Origin of the sequence: Natronorubrum halophilum (genome assembly GCF_003670115.1) — an archaeon.
Taxonomy (GTDB): Archaea; Halobacteriota; Halobacteria; order Halobacteriales; family Natrialbaceae; genus Natronorubrum; species Natronorubrum halophilum.
Genome location: NZ_QQTY01000004.1, coordinates 595,098 through 619,770, shown reverse-complemented (window position 1 = coordinate 619,770; position 24,673 = coordinate 595,098). Strand labels below are relative to the sequence as shown.

Genomic DNA, 24,673 nt, shown 5'->3' with positions numbered 1-24,673 from the left:
CTCAAGGGCGAGTACGCGACCGGCCCGGCGATAGCCGACGGCGTCGTCGTCGGAACGGACAACTGGGTTCTCACCGCGTTAGAGTGGCACCTCCCGGCCGGTCGACTCGAACGCCGTTTTCGCAGCGCTCAGAGGTCGAGCGTGTAGACCGCCTCGTCGTACTGCTCGCCCTCGATCGTGACCTCACCGGTGTCGGTCCGTTCGAAGCCCAGCCTCTCGTAGAAGCGACGGCTGGTGTCGTTGAACGCGAAGTCGAACGACCGAACGCGCTCGACGTCGTAAATCTCGAGTTGCTCGAGCAGGTATTCGTGCAGGTCGGTCCCGATCCCCTCGCCCTGTGCGTCGGGTTGGACGTACATCCGGAGGATGTCGGCCGTCTCTCCCTGCGCGACGGCGTGAGTGAAGCCGACGATGTCGCCGCCGTCACCGGACTCCGACCGGCTTTCGTTCGCGGACTCTTCTTCGTCTTCCACCGGTCGAGAACGATCCGCGTTCCCCCGATGTCGCTCCGCGCTTTCGACGACGAGGACGACCGTACCGGGTGCCCCGAGGGGCATCGAGTCGTCGGTGTACCAGTCGTCCACCGTCCGGTCGATCAGGTCAGCCTCGAGTTCGTCGTAGGCGTCGTGCCACGCCTCGCGGGCGACGGCCTTGATCGCCTCGAAATCGCCGGATTCCGCCGGCCGAATGTTCATACCGCTCTTTGAGATGGGTGGCATAAAGTGACTTCGGCCGTAGCATCGGCTGCCACAGTCGGCCGGCGACAGAGCGCACTCACTCCCGAACGTCGAACCCGCGCTCGCGAAGCAGGTCGGGAACGCGATCCCGGTGGTCGCCCTGCAGTTCGATACGTCCGTCGTCGACCGTTCCACCCGTTCCCATCGAACTCTTGAGGTCCGAGGCGATCGATTTGATCTCGGACGGCTCGAGATCGAACCCCTCGACGATCGTCACCGGCTTGTCGTACCGGCGACTTTCAGTCCGGATCGACAGGACCTGCTGCGAGGTCTCGAGGTCGCCCCCGCTGTCGAGTTCGTCGAGCAAGTCGTCGAGTTCGTCGTCGTTTGCCATCGGTACTCATAGTATCGCAGCGTGGATAGCCCTGTCCCTGCTTTCGCAACGATCGTGATCGACTCGAGAACCACCACGTTGGTCGGCGACGAAATGGCGAGGGTGTGTCGGTTCGACGGCGGGACGCTACAGACGCGATTTGAGCGTCTCTGCCGTCTTCGTCCCGATGCCGGAGACGCTCTCGAGATCCTCGAGGCTCGCCTCTCGGACGTTTTCGACGCTGCCGAAACGCCCGAGCAGCCGCTTTCTGGTTTCGGGGCCGATTCCGGGGACGTCGTCGAGAACCGTCTTCACCTCGTCCCGGACGGTCTGGTGGTACTGGACGGCGAATCGGTGTGACTCGTCGCGCACCCGCTGGAGGAGGTGCAGGTGCGGCGCGTCCGACGGCCACGAGAACTGGCGATGGGGCGTAACCACGCGCTCCTCGGCCTTCGCCAACGCGATCGCCGGCACGTCCCAGCCCACCGCCGACAGGGCGTCGCGCGCGGCCTCGAGTTGACCCTCGCCGCCGTCGATCACCAGCAAATCGGGATCCGGGCGATCGTCGCGGCCCTCGACGGCGCGGCTGGCGCGCCACTCGAGCAAGGCGCGCATGTTGTCGTAGTCGTCGTTCTGGTCGGTCAGCTTCTTTCGCCGGTAGTCCGCCTTCTCGGCGCTGCCGTCGACGAAGGTGACGTTGCTGCCGACCGCCGCCGTTCCCTGCGCGTGGCTCACGTCGAAGCCCTCGATCCGCCGGGCCGACTCGATCTCGAGGGCGTCCGCGAGCATCCCGCACTCGTCGCGACCGCCGACGTTTCGCCGGGCGTTCTTGAGCGCGAGTTCGACGAGTTTCGCCTCGCGTCCCGCGCCGGGGACGCGAACCGAGACGCCTTCGGCCTCGAGCCACGCCGCAACCTCGCTATCGCCGTGGCGCTCGGGCAGGAGCACGGCGTCGGGGAGTTCGCGCTCGGCGTAGTACTGGACGATGAAGGCGGCGAGAACGGCGGGGACGCCGCCCTCGTCCGCGTCGGGTTCGCTCCCAACCGCCGCGCCCGCACCCGGGGCCTCGAGCGTGTGTCGGTCCCGATCGACCAGTTTCCCGGTTTCCGCACGCAGACGGGCGACGGTCGCGTCCTCGCCCTCGATCGCGACCCCGAGGACATCGACGCGCCGTTCGTCGCCGACCGACTGGACCGCCTCGCCGCCCCCGCCGTGGAAGGCCTCGACGGTCTCGAGTCGGTCTCGCATGTTCGCCGCGCGCTCGAAGTTTCGGTCCTGGGCTGCGGCCTCCATCGCTCTGCGCAACGGGTCGGCGAGGATTCCCGCCTCGCCCTCGAGGAAGCGTTCGACTGCGGTCACGTCTTCCGCGTAGCCCTCGAGATCGATCTCGCGGGTACAGGGAGCCGTACAGAGCCCCATTTCGTAGTCCAGGCAGGGACGGTCGCGGCCCGCGTACTTGTGGTCCGAGCAGCCCCGGACGCCATACGTTTCGCGCAGGGCCTTCACGACGGTCTCGACCTGTCCCTTGTTCGTATACGGACCGAAGACGGTCGCGGATTCGTCCGGGTCGCGCGTGATTTCGATCTTCGGAGCCTCGTGACTCGTCAGTTGAACCATCGGGTACGACTTGTCGTCTTTGAGCCGGACGTTGTACCGCGGCTGGTGGCGCTTGATCAGGTTCGCCTCGAGCAGGAGGGCCTGCGTCTCGGTGTCGGTGACGGCGATCTCGAGGCCGTCGGCGCGATCGACCATTCGGCGGATCCGCGCGCTACGCGGGTCGGCGTAGGAGCGGACCCGGCTCCTGAGATCGACCGCCTTCCCGACGTAGAGCGTCGTTCTCTCGGCCTGGAACTGGTAGACGCCAGGCTCGCGCGGTAACGACCCCGCTCGCTCGCGAACCGCGTCGGCGTTCATCGACGGGCCTAGGACGTCAACGGCTTTCAGCCTGACTCCTCGGACCCGGGTATCGGATCGGGGTCGCCGCCGACCCCCTCGCTCCTCGCCGTCGATCCCGGTCCGATCGCCTCCGCCAGATCGACCGTCCGGTCGGCCTCGAGGTCCGCGTCGGTAACCGGGAGTACGATATCGTCGTCGCCGCTCACCCGGACGACGAGGCGACGCGAGCGCGATCGAACGTACCGGACGAAGAACGCGGCGGCGATAGCCACCAGCAGGACGCCGCCCGCGAGGACGGTCAGATCCAACGCGGTGAGCAGGGTTTGGACGATTTCGCGGGCGCTCTCGGCGACGCCGAAGGTATCGCTATCGGCGGGGGACCCGCCGTCAACGAGCGAGGCGAGATCGTACGTCACCGCCGCGATGAGCACCCCGAGACCGAGGAATAACGCGACGGTCGCCCAGAAGAGCTGTCGAAGCGCGCTGTCGGTCTCGACGGAGACCCGCGCGACGTTCGGCCGCTCGACGTGGCGGTAGTTCGAGCCGTCTCCGTCGGGCGTCAACACGAGTATCCGATCGTTCGTGACGACGACCGTCGCGGCCTCGAGGTCGACGCGTCGCTGTTCGCGCTCGCCGTCGTACAGCAGTTCGTCGACGTGCTCGTCCCAGGATCCGAGCATTGGTTTCGTTCGTGGTCCCTTCACCGTCGGTCCGCAAGTAGTTCGCGGCGTCTTCCACGACGTGCGAAACCGACGGCGGTACATTCTCGGGTATCGACCTGCAAGGGCTCAGCATGAGTGAGTCGACGGTCCGATGCTGGCTGGTCGAACGAACGTTCGACGACCGCAATCTCGTCACGATCATCTACGCGACGCCCGACGGCTCGCGCTACCACCAGCGAGAGCGGTCCTCGACGTCGCTGCAAACCGGTTCGCCGGTTACCGCGGCGACGGCGGTTCCGGAAGCCGAACTCGAGCCGGTCACCGACGAGGAAACCAGAGAGCGCTACGCATCGGAGGTCGACCGGACCGCCGAGCGGTACGATCCCGACGATCCCATATAGGTGCGTTTGTTCCGCGGTTTCGGTTGGAATACTTTCACGAGGAAGTGACAACTCTTATCGGTGAACACCGAGTCAACACAGGCATGCCAGCAATCACAGTCGACAACTTGACCAAAGCCTACGGTCAGGAACTCGCACTCGATGACCTCTCGTTTCGGGTCGAAGAGGGCGAGGTATTCGGCTTTTTAGGTCCGAACGGTGCCGGCAAATCGACGACGATCAACGTCGTTCTCGACTTCATCCGGCCGACCAACGGCGAGGTGACGGTGCTGGGCCTCGACGCACGGGACCACAGCCGCGAAATTCGGTCCCGGACGGGCGTCCTCCCCGAAGGCGTCGAAACCTACGATCGGCTGACCGCGCGCCAGCACCTCGAGTTCGCGATCGACTCGAAAGGCACCGACGACGAACCCGAGGCGCTCCTCGAGCGCGTCGGCCTCCGCGACGCCATCGACAAAAAGGCCGGCGGCTACTCAAAGGGGATGTCCCAGCGGCTCATGCTCGCGATGGCGCTGGTCGGCGAACCCGACTTGCTGATCCTCGACGAGCCGTCGACGGGACTGGACCCCAACGGCGCGCGCGAGATGCGAGAGATCGTCCGCGAGGAGAACGCCCGCGGCGCGACGGTCTTCTTCTCGAGTCACATCATGGAGCAAGTCGAGGCGGTCTGTGACCGCGTCGGCATCCTTCGTGACGGCGAGATGGTCGCCGTCGATACCGTCGAGGGGCTTCGCGACTCCGTCGGCGGCGGAACGACCCTCCGCGTCACCGTCGATCGATTCGACGACGAGACGCTACAGGCGATTCGCTCGCTGCCGGACGTCGGCGACGCCGCCGTCGAGAGCCAGAGCCCGCCGACGGTCGTCGTGCAGGTGACCGGCTCGAAGACCGCCGTCCTCTCCGCGCTCGAGGACCGCGGCATCGAGGTCAAAGACTTCTCGACGCGGGAGGCGAGCCTCGAAGACGTCTTCCAGTCCTACACCACGGGCACGGAGGTGCACGCGCGATGAGCACCGAAACCGGCACCGGTACGGCGAGTTCGGGATCGGGCTCGAGTTCGATCAACCTCGCGAGCGTTCGCGCCATCGCGAAGAAGGACTTCCAGGACGCGGTCCGGTCCTGGACGTTCTGGGGACTGAGCGTTTTCTTCTTCCTCCTGTTGGTCGCCGTGACGGGAGTGATCTCGTACTTCGGCGAGGACATCGCAGCGGAGGGGGCGACGACGGAAGCACTCATCCTCTTCGTCAGTCAGATCACGCGGCTCGTTATCCCGCTGATCGCGCTGGTACTGGGCTGGAAAGCCATCGCCGGCGAGCGCGAAACGGGGAGTATCAAGATCCTGCTCTCGCTGCCCCACTCCCGAAAGGACGTCCTCCTCGGCAAACTCGTCGGACGGTCGGCGGTCCTGTCCGTCTCGTTACTCGTCGGGTTCGTGCTTGCCGCAGCCGTCGTTGCAGTGTTGCTCGGCGGGTTCGACATCGTCAACTACGGCAGCTTGCTCCTGATGGCGATCATCTACGGCGTCGCCTATACGAGCATCGCCGTCACGCTCTCGTCGATAACCCGATCGACGACCATCGCGGGGGCTGCGATGTTCGGCGTGTTCCTCATGTTCTACATCGTCTGGAACGCGATCCAGACCGCGTTCCAGCTCTTGATCAGTCGCGGCACCATCGAGGGTGTCAGCTACACGAGGGAATTCACTGGACCCGACGGAGCCGTACAACAGATGACAGGGGAGCGAGTTCCCGATTGGGCGCTATTCATCGACATGATCGACCCGGGTAACGCCTTCGGGAACGCGATCACTGTCCTTAGTTCGACCGGCGGAAGCGAACTCGGAACCTCCTATCCGGAGTTTTATTTCACGGGCGACGTTCCGTTCTACCTGCAAAACTGGTTCTCCTTCATCATCCTGCTGCTCTGGATCGTCGTCCCGATCGGGATCGCCCTCTGGCGGTTCGACCGCGTCGACCTCTGATCGGCGGCCGTCGATTTTTACGCGGACGGTTCGTTCTCGAGCCGACTCACGAGTCCGTAGCGAAGACGTTCCTCGAGTCCTGACAACGTATTTAGGTATCTGCCGGCCGTACCCGCGACCGTGACCGACTGCATCTTCTACGGCGGGAAAGGCGGCGTCGGGAAGACGACCTGTGCGGCGGCTACCGGCCTTCGCCTCGCCGACGCGGGCCGGAAGACGCTGCTCGTCTCGACCGATCCGGCCCACTCGCTGTCGGACTCGCTCGAGACCCACCTCGGGTCCGAACCGAGCGAAGTCGATCTGGGGGGCGGTCCCGGGCTCGAGAGGAGCGACGACGGGAGCATCGACCTCGACGAGGGCGGCAGCCTCTGGGCCGTCGAAATCGACGCCGAAACCCAGCAGGAACGCTACGAGAAGCTAGCGACGGCGCTCGCCGCGGATCTCCGCAGCGCCGGCATCCGGCTCTCGGACGAGGAGGTCGAACGGATCTTCGCGTCGGGCGCACCCGCGGGCAGCGACGAAATCGCGGCGCTGGACCTGCTCGTCGAGTACGCCGACTCCGGCGAGTGGGACGTTGTGGTCTTCGACACCGCGCCGACGGGCCACACCCTCCGGCTGTTCGACACGCCCGCAGTGATTGGGCCGGCCCTCGAGACGCTCCGCTCGCTTCGCGGGCAGGCGCGGCGAATCGGCGACGCGGCCAAGTCGGCGGTGTTCGGTCCGATGTCGGTGATGACCGGCAGCAGGGGTGGCGACGAAGAGAGCCTCGAGGCGTTTCAAGCGCGTCTCGAGCGCGCGCAGGACGTGCTCAGGGATTCGGAGCGCACGGAATTTCGCGTCGTGCTCATCCCGGAGGGGATGGCCATCGCCGAGTCCGAACGGCTGGTCGAGACGCTGCGAGAGGCCGAGATTCGGATCGATCGGCTCGTCGTAAACCGCGTCTTCGAGGACCCCGAGGAGGGCTGTGCGCGCTGTCAGTCGCGGTACGAGCGCCACTCGAGGCGAGTGTCGGAGGTTCGGGAGGCGTTTCCCGGCCTCGAAGTGGTGACCTTGCCTGAACAGGAGGGAGAGGTACAGGGACTCGAGGCGGTGCGGGAGGTTGCGGAACGCCTCGCAATCGAAACCTGATGAGACAGCGCGACGGAGGCGAGAGCGGCGAGCGTGACGCTGATACTGGCAACGATGAACTCCACGCCCTCCCCAGCCGATCCGTTCGCACCCAGCGGGTGCTCACTCATCCCCCCTCTCCGCCAGCAGCTCCCGGAACTCGTCCTCGTCGACGATCAGCACGTCGTTGTCCCCGGCGTCGTCGCATTTCGTCTGCCTCGGACTCTCGTCGACAACGAGGTAGTCCGTGTTGACCGAGACGCTGCCCGTCGCATTGGTGGCGTTGGTCTCGACGGCCGCAGCCGAGCCAGAGCCGAACGCTTATGCGAATCGTTCCCCAATTCAGAGACATAATGGCCAGTTCAGTGAGCGGCGGTGACACCCACGACGATGAGATCCGCCTCTGGCGTGAGGAGGACTGGTGGGTTGCCACAGATGTCGAGACGGGAGTCACCAGCCAAGGCCCGACTCGAGAGACTGCACTGGAAAACCTCGACGACGCAGTTGCACTCCACGAGGGAGACAGCGGGAGCGATCCGACCGATGCGGAGCTTCGCGAACTGGGAATCGACCCTGGGGAGAATACGACTGGAGACCAGCGTCCGCCGGACGTTCTCGAGTAGGAATGGGGCGGCGAACGTTCTCCGGGAGAGAGGTCGTGAAAGCGCTGGTCAACGCCGGCGGATTCGAGTGGCGTCGAACGACCGGCGATCACGCGCAACTGTACTACGAACACCCGACGAACGAGGATGACCAACGACGAGTAACGGTCCCGTTACACGACGACCTTCGAACGGGAACACTCAGAACGATCGCCGATAGCGCCGGCGCACGGGACTTCGACGAATTTTGTGCGTGGATCGATCGCAACTCGTAGCGTACCTTCGTTCGAATCGGTCCGAATATCCAATCACCGATCATTCGAGACTGATCTCGTACTCCTCCAGCAGCTCCCGGAACTCGTCCTCGTCGACGATCGGCACGTCGTTCTCCTCGGCATCGTCGCGCTTCGTCTGGCCGGGACTTTCGCCGACGACGAGGTAGTCCGTGTTCCCCGAGACGCTTCCCGTCGCGTTCGCACCGTGGGCCTCGACGGTCTCCTTGGCCTCGCCGCGGGTGACGCCGGAGAGCGAGCCCGTGAAGACGAACGTCAGCCCCTCGAGGTCGTCGCCGCCGCTTTCGAGCTCCGACTCCCTCGGCGAGACGTGCTCGAGCAGGGCGTCGACCGCCGCGGCGTTGGCCTCGCTCGCGAAGAACTCGTGGAGTTGCTGGGCGACGGTCTCGCCGACGTCGTCGACGCCCTCGAGTCGCCCCGGGTCCGCTTCGGCGGCCTCGCGAAACGCCTCGAACGCGCCGAACTCGCGGGCGAGTTCGCGGGCCGTCGTCGGACCGACGTGGGGGATGCCGAGCGCGGAGAGGAAGTCGTCGAGCGGCGGCTCCCGACTGGCCTCGAGTTCGGACAGCAGGTTCTCGGCGCTCGTCTCGCCCCAGCCCTCGAGGTCGGTCAGCTCCTCGAACTCGAGTTCGTAGAGGTCCGCGACGGACTCGAGCAGGCCCGCGTCCACGAGTTGGCGGACGCTCTTCTCGCCCAGTCCCTCGAGGTCCAGCCCGCCGTCGCCGGCGTAGTACTCGATCGAGCGTCGAAGCTGGGCGTCGCAGGCCAGCCCGCCCGTACAGAACGCGATCGGACCGTCGCGCTCGACTGGGCTCCCGCAGACGGGGCAGTTCGCTGGCATCTCGTAGTGGCCCTCGCTCCCCTTCTCGACGACCTCCTCGACGTAGGGGATCACGTCGCCGGCGCGCTGGACGCGGACGGTGTCCCCGACGTTGACGTTCTTCTCGGCGATCTCCGCCGGGTTGTGCAGGCTCGCCCGCGAGACGGTCACGCCGCCGACGTCGACCGGCTCGAGGAGGGCGACGGGGGTCAGCCGACCGGTTCGGCCCACCTGCACCGCCACGTCGACGATCGGCGTGACCTCCGCGCGTGCGGGGAACTTGTAGGCGAACGCGTAGCGGTCGTGGCGCGCGGTTCGGCCCAGTTCCTCGCGGGCCTCGCGGTCGTCGACCTTGATCACGGTGCCGTCGATCTCGTAGTTCAGGTCGTCGCGGGCCTCGAGCATGCGGTCGCGGTAGTCGATCGCCCCGTCGATCGAATCCGCGATTTCGACGTGTTCGGTCACCCGGAGGCCCCACTCGGGGAAACGCTCGAGTTCCTCGCGGTGGCTGTCCTCGAGGTCGCTCGCCTCCAGCACGTCGAAGTAGAACACCTCGAGCGGGCGGTCGGCGACGGTTGCGGGATCGAGTTGGCGGATCGTTCCCGCGGTGGCGTTTCGCGGGTTCGCAAAGGGCTCTTCGCCGCGTTCGATTCGCTCGCGGTTGTGCGCCTGGAAGGCGTCTTTCGGCATGTAGACCTCGCCGCGCACCGCGAGGAACTCGGGATAGTCGCCGTGGAGACGCTGGGGAACGGAGCCGATGGTGCGCGCGTTTCGCGTGACGTCGTCGCCCTCGCGGCCGTCGCCGCGGGTCACGGCGCGCTCGAGGGAGCCGTCCTCGTAGACGAACTCCATCGAGACGCCGTCGAACTTGGGTTCGCAGACGTACTGGACATCACCGACCGCCCTGCGGACGCGGTCGGCGAACTCCCGGACGTCCTCGGCTTCGCCGCTCTGGTCGATCGAGAGCATCGGCGCGACGTGCTCGACCGTCTCGAAGGCCTCGAGCGGCTCGCCGCCGACGCTGCGTGTCGGGCTGTCGGGATGGGAGAGGTCGAAGGCGTCCTCGAGGTCCCGTAAGCGGGTAAAGAGGGCGTCGTAGGTTCGGTCGGCGATGATCGGATCGCCCTCGACGTAGTACCGGCGGTCGTGTTCGCGGATCGCCTCGCGCAACTGCTCGATCTGGTGTTCGGCGTCGGCCGTCGAGAGATCCTCGATCGGCTCGAAGGTCGTCGGCGGATCCCGGAGGTACGGGTTGTCTTCGTCCGCGTTCTCGTCGGTGAGGGCCATGGTCCTGCTCGAGGGTAGCCGCCCTCACCCGTTAACGTTACTGCAGTCGTTCCGCTTCTCGGCGGAGCCTACGCCCACGGACTGTCGCCGACCGCCGCTCGAACGCGCGGCCCGACCTCGACGCGGCAGTCGGTTCGCGGGGTGGCGATACACAGCAGGACGTAGCCGTCCGCTCGCTCGCCGTCGGTCAGCGCTTCCGGCGACCGTCGGTACGCGAAGGCGTCGGCGGCGTCGGGCGGCCGATTCGATTCGCGCTCTTCCGGTTTGGTTTCACCGCCCTCGACCTCGAGCAGTCGGCCCACGCAGGTGATGCAGGTCCCGCTTCGGCAGTCGTAGGGGAGTCTAACGCCGGCCCGCTGGGCCGCCTCGAGAACGGTTTGCCCCTCGTCGACGCTGATCGTTTCGGTCGGGCCGCCGGTCCACTCGAGTGTCACGTCGTGGCCCGTCATCGCCCGGTCCTCGTTCGCAGTCGTTCGTACAGGAGCATCACACCAGCTCTAGGACGGGCCGCGAGAAAAGGCTGTGCGCGCCGCCGTTACTTCCAGGGGTTGTCGACGAGTTCGGACTGCACCTGCGAGCCGACGGCCACCCGACAGGCCGTCTCGGGCGTCGCGATACACAGAAGCACGTATCCGTCGTCGCGGTGGCGGGGTTTCAACGCCCGCGGCTCGCGTCGGTATGCGAACGCGTCCGCGACGTCGATTCCATCCTCGGCCGCGTCCGCGTCGACGCTCGCCGTCCCGTCGACCGCGAGCAGCCGCCCGACGCAGGTTCCACACGCGCCGGTTCGACAGCCGTACGGCAACGGCGTGCCGGCCCGCTGGGCCGCCTCGAGCACCGTTTCGCGCTCATCGATACCGATCGTCCGCGTCGGACCGCCGACCCGCTCGAGCGTGACATCGTAGCTCGACATTCGAGGCTACTGCCAGACGTCGCTCGTGCAGTCGCCGTCGGGCCAGCGAATCTCGTGGGCGCGAGCCGGTCCCGCCGGGCAGTCGCCCCAGTCGACGAGGAAGTCTTCGTCCAACTCGAGCGTGCCGTTCCGTGGATCGACGTCGGCTTTGAGCATCACCGAGCCGCGCTCACCTTCCTCGGGATAGAACTGCTCGTCCCACGTGGAGAACAGCGAGGTGGTCCAGTAGAGGCGCTCGCCGTCGAGTGACAGCTGCAGCATTTGCGGGCCGGCCGCCAGTTCACGGCCTTGCACCCCCTGAACCTCGCCGAAGGTGCCGCCGACCGAGAGCGAGTCGGCCCGGCGTGGGTTCGCGGGATCCGAGATGTCGTACATCCAGAGCTCGCCGTGGAGCCAGTTGGAACCGAACAGGTAGCGGTCGTCCATCGAGATCAGGATGTCAGTCGTCAGGCCGGGGACGGGCATTTCCCAGTCGGGGTGATCGCGGGCCTCGAAATCGATCGCCTTCTCCGCACGATACTCGCCCGCGCCCTCGTCATACCAGAAGTGGAACATATTCGAGGAGAGTGCGGCTCCCACGAACCCGTGAGTCGATTCGGGGGTGTGGAGAAACCGAACCTCGAGCGGAATCAGTCCCTCCTCGCCGAGGTCGATCGTCTGCTCGACGGTGCCGTTCTCCCAGTCCCAGAAATGGAGTCGTCGTCCGTACTTGCCTTCCTCGACGTCGTCGAGGTCGAACCCCGGGTAGTACGTCTTCGGGGCGGCCCACTCGGTCGAGACCATCACGTTCTGGCGCGGCTGGTACCAGTAGTCGTAGTTCATTTCGATCTCGCCCGGCGGCTCCCACCGACCCTCGATCTCGAAGTCGTCGTTGAGTTCGAGGAAGCCTCCCGGCAGGTCGCCGTCGGCGTCGCCGAGCATACTGATCAGAATCTGGCCGTCCGGCACGCAGTGGACCGTATGCGGTGCCGAGAGGTCGTACTCGAAGACCTCCTCGGGTTCGATCACCTCGACCAGTTCGGGATTTCGCCGGTCTTTCGTATCGATCACGTGGATCCGCGACGAGCGCTGTCCGGGAACGATCAGGTGTCTGCGCTCGAGACCATCCATGTGACACGACGAGGAACAGGCGTTCCACCCGAAGTGATGGAGTTCGTCACCGCGGTTTGGCATCTCGATCCGATCGACGATTTCGCAGTACGTCTCCGAGTCCGGATCGAGGTCGACGACGGAAACGAAATCCGGTGCATCGACGTCGGAGCCGGTGTAGAGACTCATCACATAGGCGAGTTGTTCCCGTTCGCCCTCCTCGATGGCGGCCTGGGGTGAGGCGTAGCCGGGACCAGTGTGGTGGTCGTGATCGTGATCCGATCCAGCCTCGGAGCCTCCTGTGTTAGCATCACTCATAGAATGGGCGACCACGGGCTCGCAAATAAGTCTAGCCGGGGGCGACGGCGAGTTCGAACCCGGCGTTTCGACCGTAGCGCTGACTTCGCCCCGACGGCACGCGAAAGCCCGACAGTCGATCCGGGCTGAACGATACCCAGTACTTTACCCGCCCGAGTCCGTACGTCGTGGTAGATGGGACAGGGAACGGAGTACGGCCTGGTCGACCTCGAGGAAGTGGACACGCCGGGCGACGAGTGGGAGGAAATCGACGTCTCGGAGACCGAGGCCGACCGGATCGCCCGCAAGCGCGATCGGAAGTTCGAGCAGTTCGAAGAGCGGATCAAGGACGCCGACCAGTTCAAGGTCGAACAGTCGGTGTTCGACGACGCGACCCTCGCAGCACTGTACAAACTCGTCCAAGACGGCTACGTCGAGGCCTTCGGCGGTCCGCTCTCGACGGGCAAGGAGGCCAACGTCTACCACGCCCAGGGCGACGGCCGCGAGGTCGCGGTCAAGATCTATCGGATCAACGCCTCGAACTTCCGACAGATGCGCGACTATCTCGAGGGCGACCCCCGATTCGAGGGCCTGGGCGGCAAAAAAAAGGACGTCGTACTCGCCTGGACGAAAAAGGAGTTCGCGAACCTCAAGCGAGCGAGCGCGGCCGGCGTGCGGGTACCGGAGCCGTTCGCCACCGAGCGAAACGTGTTAGTCATGGAGTACATCGGCAACGAGGACGGACGCGCGAAACGCCTCGGCGAGGTCCACATCGAGAACCCGCAGACGGCCTACGAGGTCATGCGCGAGTACATGCGCCGGCTCTACTCGGCCGGCCTCGTCCACGGCGACCTGAGCGAGTACAACGTCATCTACGACGAGGGGCAACTCGTCGTCATCGACCTCGGACAGGCCGTGACGGTTCACCACCCGAACAGCCGCACCTTTCTCGAGCGCGACTGCCGGAACGTGGCGAGTTTCTTCTCCCGGCAGGGCCTCGAAGTAACCGAAGACGACCTGCTCGAGTTCGTCACGAGCCCGGAACCGGACCCGTCGCGGGACTGACGGCCCCGAAACGCTCATTATCACCGCGCCGATACGGTAGCACGATGACGGCCGCTCTCGAGTGGCGATGGCGCCTGCAAGCCACCTCGAGAGCGGATAGTCCCCCCGCGACGGCCGACGCGGCCTAACCCGTCGACCGTTGCGGTGGCTGCTCCCTCCGTTCGTTTTCACCGTCGAATCGCGTTCCAGCCGCTGCAGTCGACTCCGAAACGAATGACGCACCCAGACGAACTCCCAGACAGCACCGACAGCACTCGCACAGCCGACTCGAGCGAATCGACTCCGTCCACCGACGAGTTCACCGTCACTCCGTCCGACGACGAGTTCACCGTCACTCCGTCCGACGACGAGTTCACCGTCACCCCCTACGCCGTCGAGGGCGAGGTGGACTACGACAAACTGCTCGAGCGCTTCGGCGCCGACCCGCTCACCGACGACCAGGTCGCTCGCTTTCCCGATCAGCCGATGCTCCGGCGGCGAACGTTCTACGCCGGCCGAGACGTCGATCGGTACCTCGAGGCCGCCGACGCGGACGAGCCACACGCCATCGTCACCGGCAGGGGACCCTCGGGACCGATGCACCTCGGGCACGTCCTGCCGCTCTATCTCGCGAAGCGATTCCAGCGGGAGACGGGCGCGACCGTCTACGTCCCGCTCTCGGACGACGAGAAGTTCCTCGCGAAGGACCAGTCCTTCGAGGCGATCGGCGGCCACACTCGAGACAACCTGCGGGATATCTTGGCCGTCGGGTTCGATCCCGAACGGACGCGGATCGTCGTCGACACGGCCGACGCGGACGCGATCTATCCGATCGCCGTTCGCCTCGCGAAACACCTCACGCCCGCGACGGTCGAGGCCGTCTACGGCGAACAGGACACGGTAGGGCTACAGTTCTACCCCGCCGTGCAGGCGGCCCACCTCCTGCTCCCGCAACTCGTGGACGGCCGCCAGCCGACGCTCGTCCCCATCGCCGTCGATCAGGACCCGCACGTTCGCGTCTGTCGCGACGTCGCCGCGAAGGAGGCGCTGCCCGTCGAGAAGCCGGGCGCGCTGCTCGGGCGCTTCCTCCCCGGTCTCGATGGGCCGGGGAAGATGAGTAGTTCCGGCGACGCGCCGTCGATCGAACTCACCGACGACCCCGAAACCGTCGCGGAGACGATTCGAACGCACGCGTATACGGGCGGCCGGGCGACGCTCGAGGCCCACCGCGAGCACGGCGGCGATCCGACCGTCGACGTCCCCTTCCAGTACCTGCGATTCTTCTTCGAGGAGGACGACGAGAAACTCGAGCGCATCGCCGCCGACTACCGTGCCGGCGACCTGACGAGCGGCGAGTTGAAGGAGCTCGCGATCGATCGGATTACGGACTTTCTGGAGGGCCACCAGCGCCGGCGGGCGGCTCTCGGAGGGCTCGAGGCCGAACTCGAGCCCTATCGGTTGACCTCCGGAGAGCGACGGGTCGCGGTCGAGCGGGCCGGAGTGCCGTCCGTACTCGAATCGTAGATACACGGCTCTCTCGACTCGCCTTCCCCCGAACGCCTTAGTGGCTCGCCAGCGCGCGATGGGACATGAACATCGGAATCATCGCCGATACGCACGACAACGCCGAAGCGGCCGAGCGAGCGACCGAAATCTTCGCCGAGGAGGGCGTCGAGGTCGTCATCCACTGCGGCGATTTCGTCGCGCCGCTGATGGTACCGTACTTCGACGAGTTCGAACTCCACGGCGTCCTCGGGAACAACGACGGCGACGTCGCGAACCTGCAGGCCGCGTTCGACGCGCTGGGCGGCGAGAGCCAACTCCACGGTCGGTTCGCCGGCCTCGAGTTCGACGGACTTTCCGTTGCTGTCTTACACGGCGAGCAACTCGAGGAAGTCCGCGCGATCGCCGCCGGCGAGACGTACGACTTCGTCTGTTACGGCCACCACCACGAGCGCGAACGAACCGAGGAGGGGCGGACGACGGTTCTCAACCCCGGCGCACACTTCCTGGCGAACGAGGAGGATCGGACGGTCGCGGTCGTGGATACGCTCTCGGGATCGGTGCGGTTTCGATCGACGGTCGAATGAGCCGTCGGCGGGTCGAACGAGCAGATCACGAACGGCCGCGTCGCGTCCCCGCCGACCGCGCTACATGTACATCCGGTCTTCGGGCCACGACTGGGTACCGATCGGCGCGTCGGCGGCCTCGAGCGCGCCGAGTCGCTCGGCGAGTTCGCTGTAGTACTGAGTCATCGCCGCGGAGCGTTCGCGCAGTGGCTCATCGTCGACGTCGAGCCCGTAGACGTCGCGAACGAACGCGAGAAACCGAAGCGCCGCGTCGAGATCGGGCCCCGGCGGATGGACCGGCGTGACGAGCGTCCCGACCGGCGGTATCTCGTCGTCCAGACCGCGGACCGTCAGTTCGCTCGGCACGCCGTCGAGGACGCCGCCCCGGAGCGGATCGGTGTCTGATTCCTCGAGCCGTCGCGTCCGGTACTCGGGAGTACTCACGGCGTACACCTCGTGTTCGTCAGGGTTGTGGGGGATGGGAATCCCGTGGAATACGACGACCTCGTCGACGTCGGCTTCGGACCGGCCGAGCAGGTCCTGTATCGCGTCGGCGAACGGTTCGGCGGCCCAGACGGGAATTGCCAGTTCGCTGATCACGGCGCAGTAGTCGTTTTCGGCGTCGGTCTCCGGTGAGGCGTACACCCGCATCGGATGGCTGGGTTCGCCGTCTTCGACCGGCGTGATCCCCGGCATGCCGCGGGATCGCAGTCGACCGATCTGATCGTCGCTGCGGGCCGTCGTGAGGTGGTCGAGAGCCGTAACGCCCGCCAAGCCGAGGTTCGAGAGCGCGACGAAGAGCGTTCCAGTGAGGCGGTCGGGAGCCGAGACGGTACTCTCGTACCAGACGTCGGGAGCCATGGGACTTTCACTACGGCGACACGTATATTCGTGTGGGAGCACGCTGCAGCCCCAGACGTCGCAGGTGTCGGACCAAGGTCTTAACCTCACCCAGCCAGTATCGGCGTGTATGCAGCACGTGAAGATTCCGCAGGACCGCATCGGCGTTCTTATCGGCGAAGGAGGCGAGACGATGCGCGAAATCGAGTCGAAAGCCGAGGTACGACTCGACATCGATTCGGAGAACGGCTCCGTCGCCGTTGAGACCATCGGCGACCCCGTTCTCGGCCTCAAAGGTCCCGATATCGTCCGTGCGATCGGCCGTGGCTTCCCGCCCGAGGCAGCGCTCCGCCTGCTCGAGGACGAGATTATGCTGTTCGATCTCGTCGACATCGACGCCGCCGCGCGCAACAAAACCGACATGAAACGCAAGAAGGGGCGACTCATCGGCGAGGGCGGCCGCACCCGCGAACTCATGGAGGAACTGACGGGTGCCGACGTCGTCATCTACGGGTCGACGCTCGGAATCATCGGGGCACCACGGGAGGTCGAGGTCGTCCGCAGCGCCGCCGAAATGCTGCTCGACGGCGCGCCACACGGCTCCGTCTACTCATTCCTCGAGGAGAAGCACAACGAGATGAAACATCAGGGCATGGAGTATCACCAGTTCTCCGGCGAACAGTCCTGACTTTCGACTCGATCGATTCCCCTCCCTTGCCGACCGTTTTCCTTATTCCTCCCGCGAGTACGACGGTCGTCAGTCTCGAGTCCCGACGAAACCCACCGACACTATTATGGCAATTATATTCATTGTGTGGTAGCAAACAACATGCCCGAATCAACCACCGGAAAGCAGTCGATTGTCGAGCGACTCGGAGCGGAACTCGCGAACCGCGTCGAACGGTGGATGCCCAGTCCGTTCCTGTTCGCCATCATCCTCACGTACATCGTGTACGTCGCCGCGGTCCTCGGGACGGACGCGGGCGTATTCGAGGCCGTCGAGTTCTGGTACGACGGGTTCTGGGCGTTCCTGACGTTCGCGATGCAGATGGTACTCGTCCTGATGACCGGGTTCGTTGTCGCCTACCATCCGCGGGTGAACGCCGGCCTTCAGCGGTTGAGCCGTCTGCCGTCGAACGGGAAGCAGGCGGTCGTCCTCGTCGGCGTCGTGTCCATGATGCTCGCCTGGATTCACTGGGGTCTCGGGCTGATCATCGGGGCGATATTCGCCCGGGAAATGGGGAAGGCCGCCCGCCGGAACGGCATCGCCGTCCACTATCCGTTGCTGTGCGTGGCGGGCTACATGGGTCTCGGACTGACCTGGCACTGGGGGCTCTCCGGGTCCGCGCCGCTGTTGCTCGCGACCGAGGGGAACGAGTTCATCGAGATGGGCGTTCTCGAGGAGACCGTTCCCACGTCCGCGACGATCCTGCACCCCTACGCGCTGACGCTCACGGCGCTCTCGATCGTCTTCGCCTCGATCGTGCTCTACCTGCTGAGTCCGTCGCCCGAACGGTCGCGCCCCATCACGGAGTACATCCCCGAAGACGAACTGTTCGAGACGACTCCCGACGGCGGTGAGGTGAAAGCGAAGGCCGAGAACTCAGTCGAAAACGATCCGGACGAGAGGGTGCCCGCGGAGCGGCTCAACAACAGCCGACTCATGGGCGGACTCATCGCGTTGACCGGGCTCGTGATGGTCGGCTACACGTTCGTAACGCTCGGACTGGACGCCCTCGACTTGAACGTCGTCAACTTCGCGTTCCTGATGGCCGGACTGGCGATCTACACGCAACCGCAGGTGTACCGCGACCGCTTCGGCGACGCCTCGAGCGCGGCTGCGGGCGTTATTCTCCTCTTTCCCTTTTTCGCCGGCATCCAGGGCATCATGGCTTCGTCCGGACTCGCGGAGCTGATTGCGGACGGACTGCTCGCGATCTCCTCGCCGGCGACGTTCCCGGCTTTCGCCTGGCTCACTGCGGCGGTCACCAACATGTTCGTCCCCTCCGGCGGCGGCGAGTGGATCGTCCTCGGGCCGTCGGTGATCGAGGCCGCCCAGGCCCACGGCATTCCGGCCGGCCACGCGACGATAGCCTACGCCGTCGGCGACGCCCACACCAACCTGTTGAACCCGTTCTGGGCGCTCCCGCTGCTGGCGATCACCCGGATAAAAGCCCGCGAGATGTTCGGCTACGCCATCGCCATGCTGTTGCTGTTGATTCCGTTCCTCGCGATCACCCTCTACCTCGTTCCGTACTGATTGCACCCGCCACGTTCGTTTTTCGCGGTCAGAATCGGTGGATCGACCCTACGACGGCTGGATCGTCGTCTTCGCGCGAACGGTCGTCGGTCGTCGAGACGCCGTTTCGGGTCCCGTTCCGTGCGTCTTCCCGCCCGTTCTCACGGCCGAACACCGCCAGAAGAATATAAATACCAGTAGCACGGCCGATGGTGAACTGCCGTACTACACCCTCGTAAGGGGGTTTGGATCGATTGATCTCGAAGAATTTATATAGAATCACAATCAATCCTTCAGTTGACTATGGCACAACAGCAGATGGGCAACCAGCCCCTTATCGTTCTCTCGGAGGACAGCCAGCGGACATCCGGCAAAGACGCGCAATCGATGAACGTTCAGGCCGGGAAGGCCGTCGCCGAATCCGTACGGACCACGCTCGGTCCGAAGGGGATGGACAAGATGCTCGTCGACTCGACGGGCAACGTAATCGTCACGAACGACGGCGTCACCCTGCTCTCGGAGATGGAGATCGATCACCCGGCGGCCGACATGATCGTCGAAGTCGCCCAGACCCAGGAAGACGAGGTCGGTGACGGAACCACCAGCGCCGTCGTCATCTCGGGAGAACTCCTCAGCCAGGCCGAGGACCTCCTCGAGCAGGACATCCACGCGACGACCCTCGCTCAGGGGTACCGTCAGGCCGCCGAGAAAGCCACCGAGGCTCTCGAAGAGATCGCCATCGACGTCGAAGCGGACGATAACGAGGTTCTCGAGCAGATCGCCGCCACGGCGATGACCGGCAAGGGCGCGGAGAACGCCCGCGACCTGCTCGCCCGACTCGTCGTCGAGGCCGTCCAATCCGTCGCCGACGACGACGACGTCGACACGGACAACATCAAAGTCGAGAAGGTCGTCGGCGGTTCCATCGAGAACTCCGAACTCGTCGAAGGCGTCATCGTCGACAAGGAGCGCGTCTCCGACAACATGCCGTACTTCGCCGAGGACGCCAGCGTCGCGATCATCGACGGCGACCTCGAGATCAAGGAGACCGAGATCGACGCCGAGGTCAACGTCACCGACCCCGACCAGCTAGAGCAGTTCCTCGAACAGGAGGAGACCCAGCTGCGCGAGATGGCCGAAGCGGTCGCCGACGCCGGCGCTGACGTCGTCTTCGTCGACGGCGGCATCGACGACATGGCCCAGCACTACCTGGCACAGGAGGGCATCATCGCCGTCCGGCGCGTCAAATCCAGCGACCAGGGCCAACTCGCCCGCGCAACCGGCGCGACGCCCGTCTCGTCCGTCGACGACCTGTCCGAGGACAACCTCGGCTTCGCGGGCAGCGTCGCCCAGAAAGAGATCGCCGGCGACCAGCGCATCTTCGTCGAGGACGTCGACGACGCCAAGGCCGTCACCCTCATCCTCCGCGGCGGCACCGAACACGTCATCGACGAGGTCGACCGCGCCATCGAGGACTCGCTGGGCGTCGTACGAACGACCATCGAGGACGGCAAAGTCCTCGCCGGCGGCGGCGCACCCGAAGTCGAACTCTCCCTCGCGCTGCGCGACTACGCCGACTCCGTCGGCGGCCGCGAACAGCTCGCCGTCGAATCCTTCGCGGACGCCCTCGAGATCATCCCGCGAACGCTCGCCGAGAACGCCGGACTCGATCCCATCGACTCGCTGGTCGAACTCCGTTCCGACCACGACGCCGGTGAGACCACCTCCGGGCTGGACGCCTACACCGGCGACACCATCGACATGGCCGAGGAGGGCGTCTACGAGCCCCTCCGCGTGAAGACCCAGGCCATCGAGTCCGCCACCGAGGCGGCCGTCATGCTCCTTCGCATCGACGACGTCATCGCCGCGGGCGACCTCGCGGTCTCCCACGACGACGGCGAAGACGAGATGCCGCCGGGCGGCGGTGGCATGGGCGGCGGCATGGGCGGTATGGGCGGCGGCATGGGCGGCATGATGTAAGCGAGGTCTGAGCACAGCGAAGACCTCGGAAATGCGAGCGGCGTAAGCCGCGAGCAAAGCAAGGTTCGGAACGAACGCAGTGAGAGAGAACCGCTGAAATGCGAGCGGGGAGGTTCGGAGGCCGTAGGCCGAGAACCTCCGAACGCGAGCGGGGAACGAAGTGACCCGCGAGCTAAGACTTCGATTACACGCACACTCCCCTGGCTTACGGCTTCGCCGTTCGCCTCCTCGCGGCGCTACGCGCCGCGCTCTCCGGGTCGGTCGTCGGCCCTCGCGGTGAGGACGCTTGTACGCTACCGCTCGAGCCGCCGACCCGTTCCGCCTCGAGTCGACTCGTATTTCAGTTGCCGTTTCGTCGTCGCGTCGAATTCGCGATCCTGTTCACGACTCGAACTCCTCGAGAGCGGTGCGTATCGGCTTTGAAACGGCCAGTTACGCTCGTTCCGCCGATTCACTACGAATAAGTAGTCGCCCGCAATATTCGCCACCATGAACACGCTTCTTCTGGACAGCGGCGACGTCGACGAACACGCACGATTCGGCGACGTCATCGACGCCGTCGAACAAGCTTTCGCGGCCTTCGAACGGGGGACCACCCAGATGCCCGCGAAATCGTACATCGACCTCCCCCAGTACAACGGGGACTTTCGGTCGATGCCGGCCTACCTGAACACCGGCGACTGGGACGCCGCCGGGCTGAAGTGGGTCAACGTCCACCCCGACAACCCCGCGGACCACGACCTGCCGACCGTTCTGGGAACCATGATCTACTCCGACCCCGAGACCGCCTTCCCGCTGGCGATCATGGACGGAACGATGCTCACGATGAAACGCACCGGCGCAGCGGCGGCGGTCGCGACGGACCACCTCGCCGTCGAGGACGCGACGACGCTCGGCATCGTCGGGGCCGGCGTCCAGTCGTACACCCAGCTCGAGGCGATCACCGAGGTCCGACCGATCGAGGAGGTCGTCGTCTCGGATCCCGACGAGGAACGCGTCCGGCGGTTCGTCGACGCCTTCGGCGACCGATTCGAGGTCCGCGCCGGTTCGATCGCGGAGGCCGGTCACTGCGACGTTCTCTCGACGGTGACGCCCGTCGAGGACCCGATCGTCGGACTCGAGGACGTCGGCGATCACACCCACGTCAACGCGATCGGGGCCGACGCGGCCGGGAAACACGAACTGAGCGACGAGCTGTTGCAATCCGCGACGATCGTCATCGACGACCACGAGCAGTGTACCCACTCGGGCGAGATTAACGTCCCCTACGGAGCGAAGGTGTTGACGGACGCGGACATTCACGCCGAGATCGGCGAGATCGTCGTGGGATCGACAGCGGGTCGAACGGACGAAACCGGAATCAGCGTCTTCGACTCCACCGGGTTGGCCATTCAGGACGTCGCCGCAGCGCACGTCGTCTACGAGCACGCGAGCGAAGCAGACGAGGGGCTCCCGTTCGGCCTGATCGATACCGACCGGTAGCCGCGTCTTCGCGATCGAGCGTCGCCATTCGTTCTGGTTCGGATCCGTATGCGACGAAAACGGCACCGGTAGTCGCGTCAGTCGTCCGTCCCTGTGGCACCCGTCCGTTCGGCCTCGCTTCCGAAAGCCGTCTCGCGCAGATCTGACTCGATCTCCTCGAGCGACCGACCTTTCGTCTCGGGGACGAGCCGATAACAGAAGACGAGCGCGAGCAAGGAGAGCGCGCCGTAGAGCCAGAAGGTTCCGGACTGGCCGAAGACGTCGACGAGGCGGAGGAAGGTAAGCGACACGACCAGGTTCCCGGCCCAGTTGAGGACCGTGACGACGCCCATCGCCCGTCCGCGGACTTCCATCGGATAGATTTCGGAAATCATCAGCCAGAATACCGGCCCGAGACCGATTGCGAAGAATCCGACGTACAGCATCAGGCTCCCGGTCGCAACCCAGCCGATGATCCCCGAGAGGCCGGGCATGTAGAACGCGGCTCCGAGCACGGCGAGCATCCCGGTCATCCCGGCGAGGCCCGTAAGCAACAGCGGTCGACGACCAGTTCGATCGATCAGCAGGACCGCGACGACGGTCATCGCGACGTTGACGGCACCGATCCCGACGGTCGCGAGGATCGAGGCGGTATCCGCGAATCCGGTCGACTCGAGGATTGTCGGCGCGTAGTACATGACCGTGTTGATGCCGGTGACCTGCTGGAACACCGCCAGACCGACGCCGACGATCAACATCGGTCGAACCCACGGCTGGAGCAGGTCGCGAAGCGTCCCGGACTCGGTCCGAATGGTCGCTTTGATCTCGCGCAGTTCGTCGCCGACCTGCCCCTCGCTGCGGGTTCGAGAGAGCACCTCGCGGGCGTCCGATTCGCGGCCCCGTTCGTAGAGCCACCGGGGACTTTCGGGCATGAAGAGCATTCCGGCGAACAACACGGCCGCCGGTACCATCCCGAGGCCGAGCATCCAGCGCCACTCGCCGCCGCTCGAGAACGCGTAGTTCACCAGATAGGCGATCAGAATCCCGCTGGTGATCGTCAACTGATTCAGCGACACCAGCGACCCTCGGATCTTCGGCGGCGAGATCTCGGAGATGTACAGCGGGCCGACGACCGACGCGAAGCCGACCCCGATCCCGTCGATGATTCGACCGAGGATCAGTACTTCGACGGTCGGGGCGATCGCCATGATCAGCGAGCCACCGAAGAAGACGACGGCACCGACCAGGATGAGGCGTCGCCGACCGAGTCGGTCCGCGAGACGACCGCCGAGGGCTGCACCGACGATCGCGCCGATCATCGCGCCGCTGACGATGATCCCTTCGACGTAGGAGGGGTTCATCGAGTAGCCGAGTATCGTCGCCAGTTCGAACGTCTCCCGGATGTAGAGCATCGCACCGGAGATGACGCCGGTATCGAATCCGAACAGTAACCCGTTGAGCGCGGCCAACGACGCGACGACGTAGATGAAGGAGTTGCGTTCGTCGGCTGACTCTCCGTTCTGTGAGACTGTCATAGATGTGGACCTTCGTTAGAATCCGCCCACATCGTCGGTAACAAAACCAACGGTGTCGATCGCGGGGTGTCAGTGCACAAACTAGTTATGTTTCCGTCCGCGACCCGCGACCGTCTCCTGCATCGAATATCGAATCGTCCGCTTCAGTCAGTACTCGAGCGAATATCGGTCGACCCGCCAGTTACGACCGTCGACGGAGTAACGGCCGCCGGCGTGGGTTGTCTCGAATCCGTCGCGGAATCGACCCCGTCATCGAGAGTTCGTCGCAGTAGTACGCGACGGGGTCACCCGTCGGTTTCGGCAGGTCGTTCGCTTCGAACATCGTGTTCTCCCGAACCGTCACGTCCGCGGGCTGCAGGGGCCACGGCTCGTGGGCGATTTCGCCGGCCAGAACACCGCGTGCTTCGGACGCGTAGAACCGGCGGCGTTCGACCAGCCAGTGCGCGAGCGTCTCCGGTTCCGGCGTGAAGACGTCGCCAACGGGGCGATACGTCGCCGAAAAGCGCGCGGGAGTGTCCTCGAACTGGAACTGCGGACGGGCACCAACGGCGGTCTGGCCTCGCGTGCTCGAGAACGCGACCTCGTCGTCGTCGGCACCGACTCGCATGTGGGCGTGGTACACCGGAAGCCGGGTCGTCCGACCGACGGCCGCGGCGATCAGCGGGTTCCCGACGTCGATACTGAAAAAGAACAGGCCGGGGTCGCCGCGGTACCGGACGTACGTTCGGACGTTGAGTTCGGCAACCGCCGTTCTAGCGATCGACGGCGTTCCGCGGAGTCCGGCGTTCGTGAGCACGAACGGGAGCACGCTGAGCCAGGCCTCGCCGTCTCGCGTCTCGAGCGTCAGTTGCTCCGGGACGTGCGAGCGAATGGCGTCGGGGTCGACGGGCCAGTTGACGAACAATCCATCGCGCCACGTCATCGACGCGACGTGCGGGGCCGTCGGTGACGACTCACCGGCGAACGTCCATCGAGACGGGTCCGTTCGCGTTCGTGTCCGATTCCGCGACCGTCGGGAGTACTGTTCGTTCATCCTCGAGGATCAGCCCGCGGGCTGTGTCGGCGATACGTCGGGGAGGCGTATAAAGAAGATAGCTACCTATCAGG

The 24,673-nt window shown here is 65.4% G+C and carries 24 protein-coding genes; 13 read left to right on the top strand and 11 right to left on the bottom strand.

What is annotated here, in order from left to right; genetic code table 11:
* Positions 1–128: 128 nt before the first annotated feature.
* The 4 genes from DWB23_RS18485 to DWB23_RS18470 all read right to left on the bottom strand — a co-directional run bounded on the left by DWB23_RS18485 (position 129) and on the right by DWB23_RS18470 (position 3,626).
* Positions 129–695, bottom strand: coding sequence for a GNAT family N-acetyltransferase (locus DWB23_RS18485; RefSeq protein WP_121744238.1), 567 nt, complete (start codon positions 693–695; stop codon positions 129–131).
* A gap of 79 nt (positions 696–774) precedes the next feature.
* On the bottom strand, positions 775–1,071 hold the full coding sequence (locus tag DWB23_RS18480; protein ID WP_121744237.1) for an SUI1 family translation initiation factor: 297 nt from the start codon (positions 1,069–1,071) through the stop codon (positions 775–777).
* Between the two features lie 126 nt (positions 1,072–1,197).
* Positions 1,198–2,964, bottom strand: coding sequence for an excinuclease ABC subunit C (locus DWB23_RS18475; RefSeq protein ID WP_121744236.1), 1,767 nt, complete (start codon positions 2,962–2,964; stop codon positions 1,198–1,200).
* Positions 2,965–2,990: 26 nt separating this feature from the next.
* A complete protein-coding gene (locus tag DWB23_RS18470; RefSeq protein WP_238717497.1) occupies positions 2,991–3,626 on the bottom strand; it encodes a hypothetical protein in 636 nt (211 codons plus the stop codon).
* 113 nt (positions 3,627–3,739) lie between these two features.
* Between DWB23_RS18470 and DWB23_RS18465 the strand changes: the two genes are divergently transcribed.
* The 6 genes from DWB23_RS18465 (at position 3,740) to DWB23_RS18440 (ending at position 7,974) form a co-directional block, all read left to right on the top strand.
* Positions 3,740–4,009: a hypothetical protein gene (locus tag DWB23_RS18465; protein WP_121744235.1), complete on the top strand. Its 270-nt coding sequence runs from the start codon at positions 3,740–3,742 to the stop codon at positions 4,007–4,009.
* A gap of 83 nt (positions 4,010–4,092) precedes the next feature.
* Positions 4,093–5,019: an ABC transporter ATP-binding protein gene (locus tag DWB23_RS18460; protein WP_121744234.1), complete on the top strand. Its 927-nt coding sequence runs from the start codon at positions 4,093–4,095 to the stop codon at positions 5,017–5,019.
* Positions 5,016–5,990 carry an ABC transporter permease gene (locus DWB23_RS18455; RefSeq protein WP_121744233.1) on the top strand — a complete coding sequence of 325 codons (975 nt, stop codon included), beginning with the start codon at positions 5,016–5,018 and terminating at the stop codon, positions 5,988–5,990. The genes DWB23_RS18460 and DWB23_RS18455 overlap by 4 nt, the downstream gene beginning before the upstream one ends.
* Positions 5,991–6,110: 120 nt before the next feature.
* Positions 6,111–7,118, top strand: a complete 1,008-nt coding sequence (locus DWB23_RS18450) for an ArsA family ATPase (RefSeq protein ID WP_121744232.1) — start codon at positions 6,111–6,113, stop codon at positions 7,116–7,118.
* 332 nt (positions 7,119–7,450) lie between these two features.
* Positions 7,451–7,720 carry a type II toxin-antitoxin system HicB family antitoxin gene (locus tag DWB23_RS18445; protein ID WP_121744231.1) on the top strand — a complete coding sequence of 90 codons (270 nt, stop codon included), beginning with the start codon at positions 7,451–7,453 and terminating at the stop codon, positions 7,718–7,720.
* Positions 7,721–7,722: 2 nt separating this feature from the next.
* Positions 7,723–7,974, top strand: a complete 252-nt coding sequence (locus DWB23_RS18440) for a type II toxin-antitoxin system HicA family toxin (RefSeq protein WP_121744230.1) — start codon at positions 7,723–7,725, stop codon at positions 7,972–7,974.
* Positions 7,975–8,014: 40 nt separating this feature from the next.
* Here the strand turns inward: DWB23_RS18440 and ligA are convergent, their stop codons facing one another.
* The 4 genes from ligA to DWB23_RS18420 form a co-directional block, all read right to left on the bottom strand.
* Positions 8,015–10,099, bottom strand: coding sequence for an NAD-dependent DNA ligase LigA (ligA, locus tag DWB23_RS18435; protein WP_121744229.1), 2,085 nt, complete (start codon positions 10,097–10,099; stop codon positions 8,015–8,017).
* Positions 10,100–10,167: 68 nt separating this feature from the next.
* Positions 10,168–10,548: a 2Fe-2S iron-sulfur cluster-binding protein gene (locus DWB23_RS18430; RefSeq protein WP_121744228.1), complete on the bottom strand. Its 381-nt coding sequence runs from the start codon at positions 10,546–10,548 to the stop codon at positions 10,168–10,170.
* Between the two features lie 86 nt (positions 10,549–10,634).
* Entirely contained in the window at positions 10,635–11,012 is a 378-nt protein-coding gene (locus tag DWB23_RS18425; RefSeq protein WP_121744227.1) for a 2Fe-2S iron-sulfur cluster-binding protein, read from the bottom strand.
* Positions 11,013–11,018: 6 nt separating this feature from the next.
* Complete coding sequence (locus tag DWB23_RS18420) at positions 11,019–12,419, bottom strand: selenium-binding protein SBP56-related protein (protein ID WP_121744226.1); 1,401 nt, start codon at positions 12,417–12,419, stop codon at positions 11,019–11,021.
* A 174-nt stretch (positions 12,420–12,593) separates the two neighbouring features.
* Here DWB23_RS18420 and rio1 point away from each other — a divergent pair, with 174 nt between their 5' ends.
* The 3 genes from rio1 to DWB23_RS18405 all read left to right on the top strand — a co-directional run bounded on the left by rio1 (position 12,594) and on the right by DWB23_RS18405 (position 15,532).
* On the top strand, positions 12,594–13,463 hold the full coding sequence (gene rio1 / locus DWB23_RS18415; RefSeq protein ID WP_121744225.1) for a serine/threonine-protein kinase Rio1: 870 nt from the start codon (positions 12,594–12,596) through the stop codon (positions 13,461–13,463).
* Positions 13,464–13,676: 213 nt separating this feature from the next.
* Positions 13,677–14,966, top strand: a complete 1,290-nt coding sequence (locus DWB23_RS18410) for a tryptophan--tRNA ligase (RefSeq protein WP_121744224.1) — start codon at positions 13,677–13,679, stop codon at positions 14,964–14,966.
* Between the two features lie 65 nt (positions 14,967–15,031).
* Positions 15,032–15,532, top strand: a complete 501-nt coding sequence (locus tag DWB23_RS18405; RefSeq protein ID WP_121744223.1) for a YfcE family phosphodiesterase — start codon at positions 15,032–15,034, stop codon at positions 15,530–15,532.
* A 60-nt stretch (positions 15,533–15,592) separates the two neighbouring features.
* Here DWB23_RS18405 and DWB23_RS18400 read toward each other — a convergent pair whose 3' ends face one another.
* Positions 15,593–16,372, bottom strand: coding sequence for a proteasome assembly chaperone family protein (locus tag DWB23_RS18400; protein WP_121744222.1), 780 nt, complete (start codon positions 16,370–16,372; stop codon positions 15,593–15,595).
* 109 nt (positions 16,373–16,481) lie between these two features.
* Here DWB23_RS18400 and DWB23_RS18395 point away from each other — a divergent pair, with 109 nt between their 5' ends.
* From DWB23_RS18395 to DWB23_RS18375, 4 genes are all read left to right on the top strand, one after another.
* Positions 16,482–17,039, top strand: a complete 558-nt coding sequence (locus DWB23_RS18395) for a KH domain-containing protein (RefSeq protein WP_121744221.1) — start codon at positions 16,482–16,484, stop codon at positions 17,037–17,039.
* Positions 17,040–17,180: 141 nt separating this feature from the next.
* Positions 17,181–18,611: a short-chain fatty acid transporter gene (locus DWB23_RS18390; protein ID WP_121744220.1), complete on the top strand. Its 1,431-nt coding sequence runs from the start codon at positions 17,181–17,183 to the stop codon at positions 18,609–18,611.
* Positions 18,612–18,908: 297 nt separating this feature from the next.
* Positions 18,909–20,570, top strand: coding sequence for a thermosome subunit alpha (gene thsA, locus DWB23_RS18385; RefSeq protein ID WP_121744219.1), 1,662 nt, complete (start codon positions 18,909–18,911; stop codon positions 20,568–20,570).
* A gap of 489 nt (positions 20,571–21,059) precedes the next feature.
* Positions 21,060–22,052 (top strand): ornithine cyclodeaminase family protein, encoded by a 993-nt coding sequence (locus tag DWB23_RS18375; protein ID WP_121744217.1) that lies wholly within the window; start codon positions 21,060–21,062, stop codon positions 22,050–22,052.
* Positions 22,053–22,129: 77 nt separating this feature from the next.
* On the opposite strand, the gene DWB23_RS18370 is transcribed toward DWB23_RS18375, so the two are convergent.
* Complete coding sequence (locus DWB23_RS18370; protein ID WP_121744216.1) at positions 22,130–23,566, bottom strand: sugar porter family MFS transporter; 1,437 nt, start codon at positions 23,564–23,566, stop codon at positions 22,130–22,132.
* A 181-nt stretch (positions 23,567–23,747) separates the two neighbouring features.
* Positions 23,748–24,599: a YqjF family protein gene (locus DWB23_RS18365; protein WP_121744215.1), complete on the bottom strand. Its 852-nt coding sequence runs from the start codon at positions 24,597–24,599 to the stop codon at positions 23,748–23,750.
* Between the last annotated feature and the right edge of the window lie 74 nt (positions 24,600–24,673).